General features: G+C 71.7%; 17 protein-coding genes and 1 riboswitch. Of the genes, 1 reads left to right on the top strand and 16 read right to left on the bottom strand.

Going from position 1 to position 17,033, the window contains the following annotated elements:
- Positions 1-450: 450 nt before the first annotated feature.
- The 12 genes from ACIRC0_RS30760 to ACIRC0_RS30815 all read right to left on the bottom strand — a co-directional run bounded on the left by ACIRC0_RS30760 (position 451) and on the right by ACIRC0_RS30815 (position 11,238).
- Positions 451-1,392, bottom strand: a complete 942-nt coding sequence (locus ACIRC0_RS30760; protein ID WP_403622461.1) for an exopolyphosphatase — start codon at positions 1,390-1,392, stop codon at positions 451-453.
- Positions 1,389-1,925 carry a DUF501 domain-containing protein gene (locus ACIRC0_RS30765; protein ID WP_403622464.1) on the bottom strand — a complete coding sequence of 179 codons (537 nt, stop codon included), beginning with the start codon at positions 1,923-1,925 and terminating at the stop codon, positions 1,389-1,391. Before ACIRC0_RS30765 ends, ACIRC0_RS30760 begins: the two co-directional genes overlap by 4 nt.
- Positions 1,926-2,000: 75 nt before the next feature.
- Positions 2,001-2,510 (bottom strand): septum formation initiator family protein, encoded by a 510-nt coding sequence (locus ACIRC0_RS30770; protein WP_403622467.1) that lies wholly within the window; start codon positions 2,508-2,510, stop codon positions 2,001-2,003.
- A 125-nt stretch (positions 2,511-2,635) separates the two neighbouring features.
- A complete protein-coding gene (eno, locus tag ACIRC0_RS30775; RefSeq protein WP_200420638.1) occupies positions 2,636-3,922 on the bottom strand; it encodes a phosphopyruvate hydratase in 1,287 nt (428 codons plus the stop codon).
- 392 nt (positions 3,923-4,314) lie between these two features.
- Positions 4,315-5,010 (bottom strand): transglycosylase family protein, encoded by a 696-nt coding sequence (locus ACIRC0_RS30780; RefSeq protein ID WP_403622470.1) that lies wholly within the window; start codon positions 5,008-5,010, stop codon positions 4,315-4,317.
- 4 nt (positions 5,011-5,014) lie between these two features.
- Positions 5,015-5,181, bottom strand: a riboswitch (cyclic di-AMP (ydaO/yuaA leader).
- Positions 5,182-5,379: 198 nt separating this feature from the next.
- On the bottom strand, positions 5,380-6,366 hold the full coding sequence (locus ACIRC0_RS30785; protein WP_403622473.1) for a transglycosylase family protein: 987 nt from the start codon (positions 6,364-6,366) through the stop codon (positions 5,380-5,382).
- Positions 6,367-6,547: 181 nt separating this feature from the next.
- Positions 6,548-7,849, bottom strand: coding sequence for a cytochrome P450 (locus tag ACIRC0_RS30790; protein ID WP_403622476.1), 1,302 nt, complete (start codon positions 7,847-7,849; stop codon positions 6,548-6,550).
- On the bottom strand, positions 7,846-8,853 hold the full coding sequence (locus ACIRC0_RS30795) for a nucleoside triphosphate pyrophosphohydrolase (protein WP_403622479.1): 1,008 nt from the start codon (positions 8,851-8,853) through the stop codon (positions 7,846-7,848). Before ACIRC0_RS30795 ends, ACIRC0_RS30790 begins: the two co-directional genes overlap by 4 nt.
- Before the next feature lie 137 nt (positions 8,854-8,990).
- Positions 8,991-9,644 carry a SurA N-terminal domain-containing protein gene (locus tag ACIRC0_RS30800; protein ID WP_403622482.1) on the bottom strand — a complete coding sequence of 218 codons (654 nt, stop codon included), beginning with the start codon at positions 9,642-9,644 and terminating at the stop codon, positions 8,991-8,993.
- A 203-nt stretch (positions 9,645-9,847) separates the two neighbouring features.
- Positions 9,848-9,970, bottom strand: coding sequence for a hypothetical protein (locus ACIRC0_RS30805; protein WP_403622485.1), 123 nt, complete (start codon positions 9,968-9,970; stop codon positions 9,848-9,850).
- Positions 9,971-10,058: 88 nt separating this feature from the next.
- Complete coding sequence (locus ACIRC0_RS30810; protein WP_403622488.1) at positions 10,059-10,376, bottom strand: hypothetical protein; 318 nt, start codon at positions 10,374-10,376, stop codon at positions 10,059-10,061.
- A gap of 34 nt (positions 10,377-10,410) precedes the next feature.
- Positions 10,411-11,238: a glycoside hydrolase domain-containing protein gene (locus ACIRC0_RS30815; RefSeq protein ID WP_403622491.1), complete on the bottom strand. Its 828-nt coding sequence runs from the start codon at positions 11,236-11,238 to the stop codon at positions 10,411-10,413.
- 462 nt (positions 11,239-11,700) lie between these two features.
- On the opposite strand from ACIRC0_RS30815, the gene ACIRC0_RS30820 reads away from it, so the two are divergent.
- Positions 11,701-12,063, top strand: coding sequence for a hypothetical protein (locus ACIRC0_RS30820; protein ID WP_403622494.1), 363 nt, complete (start codon positions 11,701-11,703; stop codon positions 12,061-12,063).
- A gap of 55 nt (positions 12,064-12,118) precedes the next feature.
- Here the strand turns inward: ACIRC0_RS30820 and ACIRC0_RS30825 are convergent, their stop codons facing one another.
- From ACIRC0_RS30825 to ACIRC0_RS30840, 4 genes are all read right to left on the bottom strand, one after another.
- Entirely contained in the window at positions 12,119-13,867 is a 1,749-nt protein-coding gene (locus ACIRC0_RS30825) for an insulinase family protein (protein ID WP_403622497.1), read from the bottom strand.
- A gap of 31 nt (positions 13,868-13,898) precedes the next feature.
- Positions 13,899-14,855: a hypothetical protein gene (locus ACIRC0_RS30830; RefSeq protein WP_403622500.1), complete on the bottom strand. Its 957-nt coding sequence runs from the start codon at positions 14,853-14,855 to the stop codon at positions 13,899-13,901.
- 396 nt (positions 14,856-15,251) lie between these two features.
- Positions 15,252-16,358 carry a hypothetical protein gene (locus ACIRC0_RS30835; protein ID WP_403622503.1) on the bottom strand — a complete coding sequence of 369 codons (1,107 nt, stop codon included), beginning with the start codon at positions 16,356-16,358 and terminating at the stop codon, positions 15,252-15,254.
- A gap of 159 nt (positions 16,359-16,517) precedes the next feature.
- A complete protein-coding gene (locus tag ACIRC0_RS30840) occupies positions 16,518-17,033 on the bottom strand; it encodes a DUF4265 domain-containing protein (protein ID WP_403622506.1) in 516 nt (171 codons plus the stop codon).

The following is a 17,033-nucleotide window of genomic DNA, read 5'->3' on the forward strand; positions in this document are numbered from 1 at the left end:
TTCACGAAGTTTTCCGGCGGCGTGCCGGCCGGGGGCCGGGAAGGCCCCGGGAACTGCGCTCATACGTTACCCAACCTGCTCAGGAGAGGCTACCGGCGGGTAGAAAAATCTCGGCATGAGGACGCCTGAGGGGCTGTCAGGGTGGGGGCGAGAAGGAGGAAGCCGGGCTCCATGGGGCTGCGGCGCGGGAGGGGTGGCGCCGCGCGGGGCTGCGGGCCCTGGGTTGCTCGCCTCCGCCGCCCCTGCCCATCCCGTCCCTGGGGGCTGCCGCTCCAGACCCCCGCTCAGGGCGACCGCCTGGGGAGGACTCGCTCCCGGGCCGATACGGCCACGCTGCCGCGTCCGACAACCAGCCCACCGCCTCCCAGCCCCGCCAACCCCATACGGCCGACCGCGCTACAGCGCCCGGCCCGGAGCCCCCGGGGTCGAGTTCAGGGAGGGCGGCGGTGGTTACGCGATCGACCAGGCGATGCCGTCGAGGATGTCGTGCTCGCTGACCACGACCTCCGTCGCGTCGATCCGTTCCATGATCGCCAGCAGGACGAGGGCGCCCGCGCCGATGACGTCCACGCGGCCCGGGTGCATCGACGGGATCGCCGCACGCTCGGCGTGGGTGGAGTGGAGCAGCGCACTTGTGATCTCCCGAACCCGGTCGTGGGAGATCCGGGAGTGGTGGATCCGCGTCGAGTCGTACTCCGGCAGGTCCTGGGCGATCGCCGAGACCGTGGTGACCGACCCCGCGAGACCCACCAGCGTGTGCGCCTCCCGCAGCGGCACCGTCTGCTCCGCCAGGTCCAGCGCCGCCTCGATGTCGGACCGTATGGCCGCGATCTGCTCCTCGGTCGGCGGGTCGGCGACCACCCCGTCCCGCACGAGGTGCCGCTCGGTCATACGGACGCAGCCGATGTCCACGGACCGCGCGGCGCGCACATGGCCGTCGCCGACGACGAACTCCGTGGAGCCGCCGCCGATGTCCACCACCAGGAACGGCGTGGCCAGATCCGTGCGGCCCATCAGCTCCCGGGTCGCCCCCGTGAAGGAGAACTCCGCCTCCTGGTCGCCGGAGATGACCTCCGGTTCGACGCCGAGGATGTCCACCACCCCACGGACGAACTCGTCCCGGTTCTCCGCGTCCCGGGACGCGGAGGTGGCGACGAAACGGACCCGCTCCGCGCCGTGCTTCCCGATGACCTCGGCGTACTCCCGGCAGGCGGCGAACGTGCGCTCCAGCGCCTCGGGGGCGAGACGTCCGGTGCGGTCCACGCCCTGCCCCAGCCGGACGATGGTCATCCGCCGCTCCAGGTCGACCAGTTCGCCCGTGTCAGGGTCCGCGTCCGCGACCAGGAGCCGGATGGAGTTCGTACCGCAGTCGATGGCGGCGACCCGCGTCACTTGGTGTCCTCCTCGGAAACCTCGGCCCCCACGCACGAACCCTTGCGCCACCACTCCGGCAGCATCGCGATCGCCTCGTCGCCGAGCGGGTTGACGCCCGGTCCGGCCGCCAGGGAGTGCGCCACGAGGACGTGCAGGCACTTCACCCGGTCCGGCATGCCGCCCGCGCTGGGGAAGCCCTCCAGGACCTCGATGGCGTCGCGGCGGGCGATGTAGTCCTCGTGCGCGGCGCGGTAGGCGGCGGCCAGTTCCGGGTCCGTGGCCAGGCGCTCGGTCATCTCCTTCATGACGCCGTCGGCCTCCAGCGTGCCGATCGCGGAGGCGGCCTTCGGGCACGTCAGGTAGTACGTCGTCGGGAACGGGGTGCCGTCGGGGAGCCGCGGCGCCGTCTCCACGACGTCCGGCTGCCCGCAGGGGCACCGGTGCGCGATCGCGCGCAGCCCGCGCGGGGGGCGCCCGAGCTGCTGCTTGACGGCCTGGACGTCCGCGTCCGTCGGCTCGGTGCGCGGGGTGGGCGGCGGAGGGGTTTCCATGGCTCTCTTTCGGGCTGTCTTTCTCATGGGTGCGTCAGGGTGCGTCGGGGAGCGTCCGGGCGCGTGACGGACGCGTCAGGGCGCGGTGCGCTCACCGGCCGGGCCGTCGGCCCTGTCCGCCTTGTCGGCCCTGTCCACCGCGTCCCAGAGGCCGGCGTACCAGGGGCGTACGGCCGTCGTACGGTCCGCGCGCGACTGCTTGACCGCGTCCGGGTCGATCACGATGTAGCCGGTCTCCCCCGGCATCACATAGTGCAGCCGCTGCCGGATCTGCTGCTCCGCGTAGGCGTCGTCCTGCCAGCGCGCCTTCAGGTCGCGCAGCTGTTCGACGCGCTTGCGGGCCTGCTCCTGCTGCCGCTCCAGGTCGGCGATCTCGCCGCGCTGGGAGACGTACTGCCGCATCGGGTAGGCCAGCGCCACGATCAGCGAGCACAGGACGAGGGCGAGGAGCGCGGCCCGGCCGGTGAGCCGGGAGCGGCGGGCCTGGCGCCGGGTCTGGGAGCGGTAGACCCGGGCGGCCGTCTGCTCGCCGAGCAGCCTGAGCCTGGTCGCGGTGGAGAACCGGTCGCGGTCCTTCCCGGCCATGTCTCCCGCCTCCCCTTCACACGCGCGTACGTCCCCGCACACGGTACGGGACCGAGTACGGGGACGTACGTACGACCGGCCAAGCCTTGCCCGGGCTTGCCCCAGCGGCTTGCTCCGGCCTCGTCTCAGCCCTTGAAGCGCGGGAAGGCCGAACGGCCGGCGTACACCGCGGCGTCGTCGAGGATCTCCTCGATGCGCAGCAGCTGGTTGTACTTGGCGACGCGCTCGGAGCGGGCCGGGGCACCGGTCTTGATCTGGCCGCAGTTGGTGGCGACGGCCAGGTCGGCGATGGTGACGTCCTCGGTCTCGCCGGAGCGGTGGGACATCATGCACTTGAAGCCGTTGCGCTGGGCCAGCTCGACGGCGTCCAGGGTCTCGGTCAGCGAACCGATCTGGTTGACCTTGACCAGCAGGGCGTTGGCCGCGCCCTCCTCGATGCCGCGGGCCAGGCGCTCGGGGTTGGTGACGAACAGGTCGTCGCCGACCAGCTGGACCTTGTCGCCGAGCTTGTCGGTGATGACCTTCCAGCCGGCCCAGTCGTCCTCGAACAGCGGGTCCTCGATGGAGACGAGCGGGTAGGCCGCGACGAGCTCCTCGTAGTACTCCGTCATCTCGGCGGCGGAGCGCTCCTTGCCCTCGAAGAGGTACTTGCCGTCCTTGTAGAACTCGGAGGCGGCGACGTCCAGGGCGAGGGCGATCTGCTGGCCGGGGGCGTATCCGGCCTCCTTGATGGCCTCGAGGATGAGGTCGAGGGCCTCGCGGTTGGAGCCGAGGTTCGGCGCGAAGCCGCCCTCGTCGCCGAGGCCGGTGGCGAGGCCCTTGCTCTTCAGGACCTTCTTCAGCGTGTGGTAGACCTCGGTGCCCCAGCGCAGCGCCTCGGAGAAGGACTCCGCGCCGATCGGGGCGATCATGAACTCCTGGATGTCCACGTTGGAGTCGGCGTGCGAGCCGCCGTTCAGGATGTTCATCATCGGCACCGGCAGCAGGTGCGCGTTCGGGCCGCCCAGGTAGCGAAACAGGGGCAGGTCGCTGGCCTCGGAGGCGGCGTGGGCGACGGCGAGGGAGACGCCGAGGATCGCGTTGGCGCCGAGGGAGCCCTTGTTGTCGGTGGCGTCCAGGTCCATCATCGCCTGGTCGATCAGGCGCTGCTCGGTGGCGTCGTAGCCGACCAGCTCCGGGCCGATCTGCTCGATGACGGCGAGGACGGCCTTCTCGACACCCTTGCCCTGGTAGCGGTTGGGGTCACCGTCGCGGAGCTCGATGGCCTCGAAGGCGCCGGTGGAGGCGCCGGACGGGACGGCGGCACGACCCGTGCTGCCGTCGTCGAGGCCGACCTCGACCTCGACCGTGGGGTTGCCTCGGGAGTCCAGGATTTCCCGGGCTACGACGACGTCGATGGACGGCACGAGCATCTCCTTCTTGGATGTGACGCTGGAAGTGCGGGGCTGTCTGCCTTGCGGCTGTGCCTTGCGACTAGAGCCTAACCGCCCCGGGCTGTCGGCCGGCCTACCGACCGTCCCGTGGACAAGGTGACGGTACACATTGTTCCTGCCCGGAACAAAGAGCCGGGGAAAGGTGGGGTGAAATCCGCGCGGCCGGGCGGCGAAGCGGCCGGAGGACAAGGGACCGGAGGACAAAGGGGCCGTAGGACAAAGGGGCCGGACAGCAGAAAGCCCCGCTCCGGCGCGTACGGGGGAACACGCACCGGAGCGGGGAGCCCGTGGGGACGGGGGTGGGCCCTCACGTGACCCCCACGGTGGGGGTCACGACTGGGAGGGGCCGCGGTCCGGCTACCGGGTGGCTGTCACTTCAGGTGCAGCTGCTGGCCCGGGTAGATCAGGTCGGCGTCCTGGACGATGTCCTTGTTCAGGTCGAAGAGCTTCTTCCAGCCGCCCTGGACGTGGTGGCTCGCGGCGATCGAGCTGAGGGTGTCGCCCTTGACCACCTTGTACTCGCCGTCGCCCTTCTTGACCTTCTGGCCGGTCGGGGTGGTGACGGTCTTCTTCGGGGCCGGGCGCTGCGCGGAGCGGTTGGCCGCCTGCTGCTCGGTCGAGCGGGTGGTGGTGCTCTTCGGGGTGGTGCTCTTCGCGCCGCTCGAGGAGCCGGTGGCCGCGGAACCGTTGTACGTGGCGCTGGTCAGGCCCTTGCCGCACACCGGCCAGGCGCCCTTGCCCTGGCCCGCGAGGACCTTCTCGGCGACGGCTATCTGCTGGCCCTTGGTGGCCAGGTCGGCGCGGGAGGCGTAGGCGGTGCCGCCGTACGCGGCCCAGGTGGAGTTCGTGAACTGCAGACCACCGTAGAAGCCGTTGCCGGTGTTGATGTGCCAGTTGCCGCCGGACTCGCACTGGGCGACGGCGTCCCACTGGGCGGCGGTGGCCGCGGAGGCGTTCCCGGCCGCGAGGAGCGGGCCTGCGATGGCAGCGCCGGCGACACCGGCGAGCGCGATGGCACGGGTGGCCTTGGACGAGCGGCGGTGCTTACCGTTGCCGGAACACAGCATGGTTCGTTCCCCTCACCGACGCCTGCGAGGTGAGCTGTCGGGTTCGGGCCGGTTGAGTTGCCCGGCCGTGCCCCTTGCGGGACACGGCTTCACCCCGAGCCGCTTCCGGTCAACTCCCGGACGCGGCGCCTACCTTGGGTCCCCCGCTCCTGCCTACGGCGCTTGACGCGACGACTGTTCCCGTACGGCCGCTGGCAGGATTCGGCGTTGCGACCGCAGGGGCTCGCTGTGGCGAGCGATCACGACCGTAAGCAGTCGATCGCCGGAATTTCAAAGACGATCAGGGCTTATGAGACCCATATCTCACTTTCACCAAACAGGACATTCAGCGCGAAGTGGGTCGCGAACTTCCGCCATACAAGGGGCAGTTCAGGACGACCCGCCGGTCGGGTCGGCGTCGAGGGCAAGGCTCTGACCGGGGAGGATGAGGTTCGGATCGGCACCGACCGTCTGCTTGTTCGCCTCGTACAGCGACGTCCATCCGCCGCTGACGTCAAGGGAGTCGGCGATGGACGACAGATTGTCCCCGGGGCGGACGGTGTACGAGCCGTCGACGGCGTCGCGCGCGTCCGCGGTGCCGCGTGAGGCGTGCCGGCCGGACGCGTCCGACGTACGGCCGCCCGCGGCACTCTCCTCGGCGCTGTCGCCGCGATGACGGCCGGCACCCGAGGCCTCGGCCGAACTCGCCCCCGAGGAGGCATCGTTCTGTGCCGACTTGTCCGACTCATCGTCCTTCGTCGTGGCCGTCGGCGCGCTACCGGACTCCTGTGCGCTCTTGGCGGTGTCGGCGGTCGACCCCCCGGACGAGGGCGAGGGTGAGGAGGGCAAAGCGGATGAAGAGGATGAAGAAGGCGACGAAGTGGTCGACGCGGACGATCCGGGCGAGTCAGACAGGCCGGAGTCGAGGCCGGAATCGGAGGACGATCCGCCGTGGGACGACGAGTCCCCGGCGACACCCGTGTCGACGTCGGCGGAGCCGGAGTCCTTGCTCAGGCCGTTCAGCAGGCCGCAGGTGCCCCAGACCCCGACGCCCCGGGCCGCCAGGACCTTCTCGGCGACCGCGATCTGCTGCGAGCGGCTCGCCTGGTCGGGGGTCGGCGCGTAGTCGAGACCGCCGTACTTGTCCCAGTCGTCCTGCGTCAACTGCAGCCCGCCGTAGTGGCCGTTGCCGGTGTCCGCGCTCCATGAGCCGCCGCTGACGCACTCCGCGACCTGGTCCCAGGTGGTGCCGGTGGCCGCGCTCGCGCCGGTGGCGCCGAGCAGCGGGATCGCGATCGCTGATCCGGTCACCCCTGCCGCGACGAGGAGAGCCGGAGCCTGACGGGGGCGACGGTGACGACCGTTCCCGGAGAGCATGCGGTTGCCTTTCACACGACAGCATCGACCGACGCGACGGCCGTGGCGTGCGGACCGCCGCGTTGCTGCGTGAACGTATCGGCACTAGATCGCTTGTCACAAGTTAATGCAGCGCAGATCACGTGAAGATCACAGAGGTGAGATCCTGTCATCTTCTTGTGACCGTCGGAGTGTTCGCATGTCATGTCCGGATGTCGGCGGGAGCTTCGTGACCTTTCTCCGGTACCGGTGTGAACGCCACGGGCAGCGTGCGCAGGCCCCGCATGATGAGTCCGCCGCGCCGGCGCAACGCGGACGGGTCGACCGCGAGCCGCAGGTCCGGCAGGCGCGTCAGGAGCGTGGCGAGCGCCGTCTGTCCCTCCAGGCGGGCCAGGGGCGCGCCCAGGCAGTAGTGGATGCCGTGCCCGTACCCGAGGTGCTGGTTGTCGCGGCGGGAGAGGTCGAGGACGTCCGGGTCGGCGAACCGCGACGGGTCCCGGTCCGCGGCGGCCAGGACCACCAGGACGGGGTCGCCGGGGGCGATGTCCTGCCCGCCGATGGTGAGCGGCCTTGTGGCGAACCGCCAGGTGGCCAGCTCCACCGGGCCGTCGTAGCGCAGCAGCTCCTCGACGCCCGTCTCCAGCAGGTCGCGTTCCCCGGCGGCGAGCGACCGCTGCAGACGGGCCCGCTGCCCGGGGTGCCCGAGGAGCGCGAACGTGCCGTTCCCGATGAGGTTGACGGTGGTCTCGAACCCGGCGAAGAGCAGGATGAAGGCCATCGCGGCGGCCTCGTTCTCGGTGAGGTGCTCGCCGTGGTCGGAGGCGCGGATCAGCCCGGAGATGAGGTCCTCGCCGGGGCCGGGCTCGGCGGGCAGCGCCAGGCGCTTGCGGTGGATGAGGTCGGCGAGGTAGCCGCGCATCTTCTTCACGGACCGTGCGACGCCGCCCCTCGGTCCTCCCCCGTGGCGGATCATCATCCCGGCCCAGTCCCGGAAGTCGTCCTGGTCCTCGCGCGGGACGCCGAGCATGTCGCAGATGGCGTAGATGGGGAGCGGGAAGGCGAACTCGTGGATGAGGTCGGCCTCTCCCCTGCCCGCGAACCGGTCGATGAGCTGGTCGGTGAGTTCCTGGACCCGCGGCGCGAACTCCGCGACACGCCGGGGCGTGAAGGCCTTGGAGACGAGCCGGCGCAGCCGGGTGTGGTCCGGCGGGTCGATGTTGAGCAGATGGGTCATCAGCTCGGCCTTGCGCTCGCCGGGGATGCCGGTCTTGCCCTTGGCGTGCGCGGGCTCGTCGTGATGCGCCGGGTTCTTGCTCAGCCGCGGGTCGGCGAGGGCCTGCTTGGCGTCCGCGTACCGGGTGACCAGCCAGGCCTCCACACCGCTCGGCAGCCTCGTCCGGTGCACGGGGGCGTGCTCCCGCAGCCAGGCGTAGGCGGGGTACGGGTCGGCGGCGAACTCCCAGGTGAACAGTTCGGGGGCCGGGGAGGCGGACTGGCCGTTCACTTCTTCGAGCCCCCGCTCTCCACCTCCCGGATCGCGTCCCGGTACGCGCGTGCCGCCGCGCGCAGGGCCGCCTCCGGGTCCACGCCCTCCGCCTCCGCGCGCGCGGCCAGCGCCAGCAGCTCGTAGCCGATGCCGTCGCCCTGCGGGAGCGGGACCTGAAGGCCCGCCGTGCGGACGCGGGAGTGCAGCTTCGCGGCGAGGGCGAGGCCCGGCTGGCCGAGCGGGATGCCCTCCGTCACCGACGTGCGCCGCTTCTCGACCGCCTTGGTCCGCAGCCAGTGCTCCTTGACCTCCTCCGGCGTCGTCGCGCTCTCGTCCCCGAACACGTGCGGGTGGCGGTGGATCAGCTTGGTGACGATGCCGCCCGCCACGTCGTCGATGGAGAAGGGCGCCTCCGGGTGCTCCTCGGCTATCCGGGCGTGGAAGACGACCTGGAGCAGGACGTCGCCCAGCTCCTCCCGCAGCTCCTCGCGGTCGCCCGCCTCGATGGCCTCGACCAGTTCGTACGCCTCCTCGATGCCGTACTTGGCCAGGCCCAGGTGGGTCTGCCGGGACGACCAGGGGCACTCGGCGCGGATGCGGTCCATGACCTGCACCAGGTCCAGGAGACGGGCGCCCGGGAGGTCGTACGACGCGGGCAGCAGCTCCAGCTCCGGCATCTGGACGCGGCCCGATCCGGCGAGGCGCGCCAGGCCGTCCGTCAGCGCGGGCTCGCCCTCACCCGTGGCGACGACGACCACCGTGCGGCCGCCGGCGCAGGCGTCGACCAGCTCCTGCGCGCTCGGGGCGGCCTCCTCGACCGCTATGCCGGCCTCGCGCAGATAGGGCAGCTGCGGGTGCGCGCCGTCCGCGCACAGGACCCGGTCGGCGGCGTGCAGTGCCTGCCAGGCGGGCCAGGACAGGAGACCGGGCGCGACCCGGTGGCTGGTGGTGAGCAGGACGATCCGGCCGGGCTCGGCGGTCGCCTCCGGTCCCGGGGCCGCTTCGAAGCTGGTTGCGTTCACCCTCCGAACGTAACGCACGCCACGGACGGCCCCCGGAGTTGTCCACAGGCATGGGCCCATCGTCGCCGGAGTTTGTCCACAGGCCCGCAGCACCAGTCCCGGACGCGTACCGCCCGGCCCCGGTCCCGTACCGCCGTCTACGCCGTCTGCTGCGCAGCCGCCGCCGTGACCTCCTTGACCCACGGGGTCTTCGCGTCCGCCAGGCTGCTCTTCTGCACGTCCCAGGTGCCGTAGCGGGGGTTCAGGTCGACGTGCAGCTCCCGGGACGCCTGCGACATGGCCTTCCAGAACGCGGCCTTGCCCTCGGTCGTGCTCATGTCGGCGCCGAGCGCGGCGGCCAGCTTCTGTGCCTCGACCTCCGTGCGGAGGCTGTCGTCGAGGTGCTGGGGGGCCACCCCGTACTGCTGCAGCCACACGGTCTGCAGCTGCTTCGCGCCGCCCGCCTGCGCCTGAAGGTCCGCCCGCATCTGTTCGACGTCCCTGGCGGTGACGCTCACGCCCGCGTTCTTGGCGGCGCGGTCCAGGACCCGGTCCAGGACCAGGCTGTGCAGCGTGTCGCGGGTGAGGCTGCCGGTCTGGGCGACCGCCTGCTCGTACTGGGCGTCGCCCGTGGCGGCGGCACGCTGGGCCGCGCGCACCTCGTCCACCCGGCTCTCCAGCTGCGCGACCGTGATCCGCTCACCTCCGACGACGGCCGCGGCACCCGGGTGCGCGGTGCCGCCGCACGCGGTGAGGAGAGGGGCCGCGACCAAGGCGGCGCTGAGGGCGATCGCGGGGCGACGGCGGTGCAAAATGACCTCCCAGGGTGGGGGATTGCAGACATAGGGCGGCGCGCAGCGCCTCCACCAGGGGTGGTGGTCGGGCGACGGGCGGGCGCACAAGGTCTTGCGGTGATCGATGGTAAGGAGCGGACCGGCTCCGGCCAACCCATTCGACCAACGATTCACCGGCGCTTCGGGCACCGCCCGCCCCTGGTGAGCCCCCGTCCGGCCGCTCAGGCCCGCCCGTCCACCGCTCGCTCGACCGCCCCGGCCACGTCGGCGCGCAGCTTGTCGCCGGTGTCGAGCCTGGTCACATGGGCACCGGCGGCCTCGCCGCCCCCTGTGCCGACGAGCACGAAGCCGACCTTCCGGTACCCCGGTGCCGTCTGTGCGGCGGCCGAGAGCTGCCGTACGTGCGTGTCCGCTGCCCTGCCGTACGCCTGGTCAGCGGCCGCCGGCCCGCCGTGGCCAGACCTTCCAGGCGTGGATCGAGGCGCCGGCCATCGACAGCAGGATCAGCAGGACGTCGAGCGCGAAAAGCGGCCCGTGCGTGGTGTCCGGCGTCAGCTCCAGTTCGGCGACCCAGGCCGCGAGGACCGCGCTGAACGCCGCGAAGGCCCACCAGTCCGTCGCCCTGCGCCGGCGCAGGGCGAGCACGAGGGACGGCACGGGGCACAGCAGCCCCAGGCTGACGACGGGCAGTGCGGCGATGCCCGCCCGCACGGCGAACCGCCGGGCTGCCGGTATGGCGACGACCTTCATGTACCGCCCCTCGTGTCGTGGCTCGGCAGCCGGTTCAGCCGGTGATGGCGACGGGCGCGTCCCAGGCGTCACGGTCCACGGTGATCGTGTAGCCGCCCCGCGTCTCCTTGCTGTTCACCATGTACTGGTGGGCGCGGCTGTGGTTGGTGTACTGGGTGGAACCCCACGGCCAGTCCGTGGTCGTCGTGTACTGCTTGTCCCACAGCGCGTACCAGAGGTTGCCCGGCAGGTCGGTCTTGTTGGTCGCGGTGGCGATGGCCTTGGCGCTGGAGCTGCTGAAGCCGTAGTACCCGGCGCGGTAGACCTTGGCGCGCAGCTCCTTGTCGAAGGCGCGGACGTACGTCAGCACGGCGTTGTTGCACGACGTGTTCGTGATGTCGTACGGCTCCATGTCGAGGTAGATGGGGCTGCCGGCCTTCATGCCCAGCGCGGACGCCTTGGCCACCGCGTCGTTCGCGTCGCTCGTCCCCAGGGAGGCGGCGGTGGTGGCGGTGAGCTTCTCCGGGTTGGAGCCGCTCTGGCAGGGCGGCTGGGCGCCGACGTAGATCGGGATGAGCTTCCAGCCCATCGAGCTGACGGACTTCACCCAGGACGCGGTGAGGTTGGGCTGGCTGCAGCCACGGTTCTTGCCGCCGACGTAGACGGCGGCCGCCCCGTAGAAGCCGGTGTTCCAGGCCTTCATCGCGGCCGCCGAGGGCGCGGTGCAGGTGTCGAAGGCGTGTCCGGTGTACGTCTTCTGGGCGGGCCAGGTCGTGGCGGCCATCGACGTCTGCGCCGCTATCCCGGCACCCGCGACGACGGCGGCACCCGCCACCGGCCAGGTGATGTACCTGAACTTCTTCGACTGCCGATGGCCGGCCATCCCCACCCCAATTCACGACAGGCGGACGCTGCGGCGTCCGCCGGGAAAGTCTTCTGAGCCCCTGAAGCGACGCGTGTCCGGCACGGCGACGTCTGTACGGATTTGCAGGGAAACGTCCGCAGGCACACGGGACTTGAGCGTCCGAAGCGGATCGCACCGTAACCGACGGCGCTCTTCCGCTTGGAAAACGGACCCCCTCGATCGCCACAAGATTATCCCAGGGAACGGCAAAACCACCGGCCACGGGGAACGGCGACCCGGCTCACTGCGTCCCTCCTGCCTGATGTGGTGATCACTTGGCAGCCGCAGGGCTGTGCATGACCTGTACGCGCCCTGGACCCGCATATGGTCCGGTCGGCGCGGCGCCCCGTAGACGCTCTAGCCTTGCCCCCTGCGCTCTCCCCGCCTGTCTGCAGGAGAGCGCAGGGGTTGAGGGTCGAGGGTTGGGGATGGGGGGTTCAGATGGAAAAACGGGTGGAAGCCGGCTGGTTCCAGCGGATCGCCTGGGCGGTCCTGGTGTGGGGATCGCTGGGCCTGTTGGTGTGGGTGCCGTTCCTGTACGCGGCGATCCGCCGTGGGCGGCCGTCGGACTGGGGCGCCTTCGGGTCGTTCGTGCTGTACGAGTGCGTGACCCTGCCATGGGGGGCGGCCCGGGGAGAGGGCACGGGTGACCCGGTCCTCGGCGCGGTCGTGATGTTGAGCCTGCTGACGGCGACGGGCCTGCTGCTGTTCGCCCTGTTCGACAGGCGGACGCCGCAGCGGGCGACGGTGCACGGGGCGATGCCCGCGCCTCCACCGCCGCAACGGAACCCGTACATGCGGTAGTCCGGCGCCGTACGCCTGTACCAGTACCGTCCCGGCGCCCGTCCCGCAGTGCCCCTCACGCCCTCCGCGTCCGCCGCAGGATCCGTATGGCGGGCCAGGCCAGCAGGGCGGTGACGCCCCACATGAAGCCCGCGATGCCGAGCCACTCTCCGGTGCCGGTCTGCGAGTCGTGGCCGAAGACCGTGACAGCGAGGGCCAGGAAGGCGAAGAGGCCGGCGAGGAGGCCGAACACGACCACCGCCGCCGTCTGCCGCCCGGTGCGCCGGGCGGGTGCGGGCCGCTGCTCGCCGTTCCCCGGGGTTGCCTGGGCCGCCCCGTTCCCCTGGGCTGCCGCGGCCGGTCGCGGCTTCGGCTGCTGCTGCCGGGGCGGCAGCCACACCACCGCGGACTGCGGCACGGCGGCGTCGACGGCCGCCATGGTGTGCGCGTCGACGCCGTACAGGCCCGGCTCCACCTCCACGACCAGACCGTCGGTCCCGATGAGCTGACGGCCGCCGTCGGGCCAGCTCAGCACCGCCGCGCAGGCGCGGTAGGCCACGGTGACCGCCTTCTCCGTCCCGTCCTCGGCGCTCACGGTCATGCTGACGCCCTCGTCCCCGACCACCAGCGCCGACCCGTCACCGCCCACCGAGGCGAACCGCCGTCCGGTCACCGCGTACGTCGAACGCGTCGGGGCCGCCGTGTACCCGGCCCAGTCCGCGCTGTGCCCGGCGGGCACCTGCATCAGGGCCGTCCCGGCCGCCTCCAGGGCCACCGCGTGCAGATGCCCCGGTGTCACCGCCCACAGTTCGGAGCGCAGTTCGTCGAGGCCGCGCACCGGCCGCCCGACGAGCAGGTCCTCCGCCGCCCCCGGCAGCCTCCGTGCGGCCGCCTCGGGCACGGTCAGCGCCCCGTCGGCCCGGGTGCGCACGGCCTCCAGGTCGCCCTGCCCGATCCGGCCCGCCTGGAGCCCGGCGAGGACGTCGACGAAACCGCCGAGCACCGCGTCCTGCTTGGCGGGCAGGGCGTCCGCGAAGGCGGTCACGAGCGCGAAGCCGTCACGGCGCGAGGCGTAGTCGGTGGCCGCCGTGTAGGAGTAGCCGCCCTCCTGCCGCAGGGCGCGGGACAGCTCGCGCTCGAGGACGCCCGCGTACATCCGGGCCGCGGTGGTGTCGGTGACGACGGCGTCCAGCAGGACGCCGCCCTTGCCGTCGGAGAAGTAGGCGGGAGCGCTCGGCAGCGCGGAGGTGACGGCGGGCAGGGGGCGCCGCTGACCTGCGGGCAGCTTGAGGGTGAGCCCGGCCGGCAGCCGCTCACCGGCGATCCACAGCGCCGCGTTGCCCTGGGTGAACCAGGTGTGCACCCACTCCCGTACGTCGTCCGGGCGCAGGCTGCGCACGCCCCACTCCGGGTAGCTGACCAGGCCGTACCCCTGGGCGCCGTAGCGCCACAGCGGGAGCTGGCCGACATCGCGCCGGGACTCCTCGGTGCGCAGGATCTCCTTCTCGGTCTCCAGGCGCTCCATGGGCAGGTCGGTGAGGGACGCGCAGACGCCCTGGAGGTAGGCGGCGACCTCGTGCTCGGCGCCCTCCACGTGGAAGTGGGTGAAGGCGGCCTTGGTGGCGCCGTTGAAGTGGTAGTCGGCCAGGCCCTGGCGGTGCAGGGCCAGGTGCTCGACCAGGTGCGTGACGCCGGTCCGGGCGAGCGTCTCGTCGGCGACACCGACACGGAAGACGAGTCCGGCGCGCACGGGCCCGGTGGCGTACGCGAAGAGGGTGGGTATGCCGTCGACCTCGGTGCGGTGGATGGCGGCCTGGGGGTTCATCTGGGGCCTCTGTTCGGCGTGTTCATGGGGGTCATCCTCTGGAGAGCGCGGCGTCGCGGTGCTTGACGTAGGCCGCGGTGGCGTCGCGGCTCAGGTCGGCCCAGGGGTACTCGGACGCGAGGTTGCCGAGGACGCGGAAGCAGGCGGCGGCCCGAGGCAGGTCCCCCATGAGGGAGAACAGGGCGGCGAAGTAGCCCGCCACGGTGACCCAGCCGTAGCCGCGGTGGAAGTGCGGGTGGAGCACGGACCGCTCGGCGGCCTCGACGAGTTCGGTACGCACGGCGTCCTGCCGCAGGTACTCCTCGCGCTCCTTGCCCTTCAGGTCGAGCCAGTGCTCCATGTGCACCTCGGCCACCATCCCGCCGTTCATGGCGCCTTGTGGAGCGTTGACGAGGCATTCCCGCGCGAAGCCGTGGGCCGCCTCCCAGCTCCCGCTCCACTTGGGGCACAGCTGCTGGAGCAGCCGGCCCTGCGCGGTGAGGTGGTTCGGGTGGTGTGCGGACAGCCGGTCGTACCGGCGCCGCGCCTCGTTCTGCCCGAGCTGCAGCCCCATGGCGGTGGTGAGGCGTGAGGCCCAGGCCGCGTCGAAGGCCGGGTCGAGCGCGGTGGCCCGGATCAGATGCTGCTCGGCCTGCCGCAGGTGCGCGTGCAGCCCGGCGAACTGCTCACGGCTGACCTGCTTGGCGGGCGCGGCGGTCCGGATCTCCCAACCGATCTTCACCTCGCGGTCGCCGAGGACGGTGAGCGCGAGCACGTCGTCGGGCGTGGCGGCGAGGAGGTCGCGCATCCAGTCCTCGACGCCCTTGACGTCGGCCAGGACACCGACGGCGAAGCTGCGATCGGTCCCCTGCGGCAGCCCGTACACGTACTGACGTATGGCCGCCCAGTCCCACGCGGCGGCGGCCTGCCGCAGCCAGGCGGCCTCGGGGAAGGCGGAGGCGACCTCGAAGTCGGGGGGCGGCAGGGAGGGGGCGGAGGGGTGTGACATGGCCGGATACTAAGCGAGGCCGGTGACAACTGGATTCGCCGGGCGAGCCCGGTTCGTGGCGGGCAGAAACTCGACCGTGTCTTGGCCGTCCCCCGACCATCCGGCCACCTTCCGTTAACGGGGCCTCCATAACCTCCGCGCGCCTTGATCACCTGTCGTGTCAGAGGGCAGGCGTCCTGCAACTGCCCGCTCCCAGCGCAAGTCAACGGGCATGTTCGTCGCTCGCGATACCTCCTGAGGGCAGGACCCAACGGTGGTCACCGCATAGCACCAAGAGCCACTGCACCGCCCCGCCGGACTGCTATGGGGACATGAGGGCCCCCGTCAGCGCGCCGATCTTGCCCGTTGTGAACGCCCGCCGGCCTCAGCGCTCTTCAGCTTCACCTTCCGCAGCCCTCACGGTCGGCCGGCCGTAGGCACCGGCGCCGCAGGCCGCTTGCCCGCACGCGCGATGGCCAGGGCGCGGGCGCGGTCGTACGCGGCAACGGGGTTGGCGTGGTAGGTCCAGGGCTCCGCGCCCACCCACGGCTCAAGCAGCCGGAAGTGTTCCAGGGCCTCGCTGCCCTTCCCGGCCAGGGTCAGGGCCGCGGCGAGGCGGTGGCGGACCAGGGGGGCGCGCGGGTCGTCGGCGGGTACGGCGGCGAGCGCGGCGCGGACGGCGTCCAGCTCTGCCTTGGGGTGGCGGCCGGCGAGCGGCACCGGGCCGGGGCCTTGCAGGGCGCGTTCGAAGGCGGCGTCCAGGGGGAGGACGGAGAGGAGCGACTGCGGCGGGGCCGAGGCGGCGGCCTCCTGCGCGAAGCGGTGGGCCAGGCGGTCCGAGCCGCACCACTTGGCGCACCAGTACTGGAGGGCGTTGAGGTGGCCGTAGAAGTGGTGGGGGGCGCGGGCGGTCAGCCCGGCCCAGAGGTGGCGGAACTCCTCGTGCGGGAGGACGAGGCCGCGAGCCGCGGTGACCAGGGTGACCCAGGGGGACGGGTCGTGGGGGGCCAGGGCGGCGGCCGTCCGGGCGGCGTCCTGAGCAGCTGAGAGAAGCTGCTGGAAGCGGGCCAGCCGGTCGGCGGAGGTGTCCTTGGCGTAGCCCTCGCCGCGGGCGTGCCAGGCGCGGTAGAGCAGGGCCTGGGCGTGGACGGCCGCCGCGTCGGGGGCGTCGGGGCGCTCGGTGCGCCAGGCGTTCAGCCAGGCGTCCTCCTCCGCGGCGACCCGGGCGAGGGTGGTCAGCCGGTACCAGCGCCGGTCCCAGTCCTGGCCCGCCGCGGCGAGCAGGGCCGCGCCCGGGCGCCAGTCACCTTGGCGGGCGGCGAGGGTGGCGTCGGCGAGCTCGGGGGCAGTCGGCCCGTACTCCGTGGGGTCCAGCTCCTCGCGCGGTAGCAGGCCGTACGCGGTGACGTCCATGCCGGCCGTACCGTTGCGGTTGGCCCGGGCCAGGCGGGCGCTGGTCCAGAGGGCCCAGGCGAGGACGGGGAGGCCTATGGCCATGGCGGTGTACTGGAGCAAGGGCGGCATGGCTCTGTGGTGCTTTCAGAGGGGGCGTGCGGACGGGTGACGTCCGGCATCATCGCTGATCGCTGATCACAGTGCCACTGAGGTCGGAGAACGCGGAAGCCCCACCGGATGTTCACCGGCGGGGCTTCCGTTCAGCCGACAGCGACTGAGAAGGCGGATCTAGGGAACTTCATCCAACTGTGCACGATGCCTTCCCGAGATGGCACTTTCCTGGATTTCGATATCCCCCGAGGCGACGCGTTCGCGGAGCCACGGCCGCAGATCTCCGTAGTCGGCTTCCGGTGGAACATCGACCGCCATCAGGTTTTCGAATCCGTCGGTGGTCTCCCAGCTACATCCCGCCTCCTGCAGTTTGCGCTCCACGGACTGCCGGGCACCGTCCCGCATGAAAACGATCCGGACGGTGGAATGCCCCGACTCCGCCGTGAAGCTCTCGTAGACGAGCTCTCGCCGTTCGTGGTCCGCACGGACACGGATCAGGTCACCGAACGCGATTCCTGGAACGAAGAACGGCGTGTTCGCCACTCGGATCTCGAACCTGACATCTGTCTTCTCGCCCCAGAGGCGCTCCACCGAGACCGGCGGCCAGCCCGAGTCGTCTCGGTTCAGGTCGAACGCGACCTTGAACATCTTCGCGCCACTGGCCGAGACAGGCCGTTCACTCGGATGGGACAC

The sequence above is a fragment of the Streptomyces sp. NPDC093984 genome (assembly GCF_044764595.1).
GTDB lineage: Bacteria > Actinomycetota > Actinomycetes > Streptomycetales > Streptomycetaceae > Streptomyces > Streptomyces cynarae.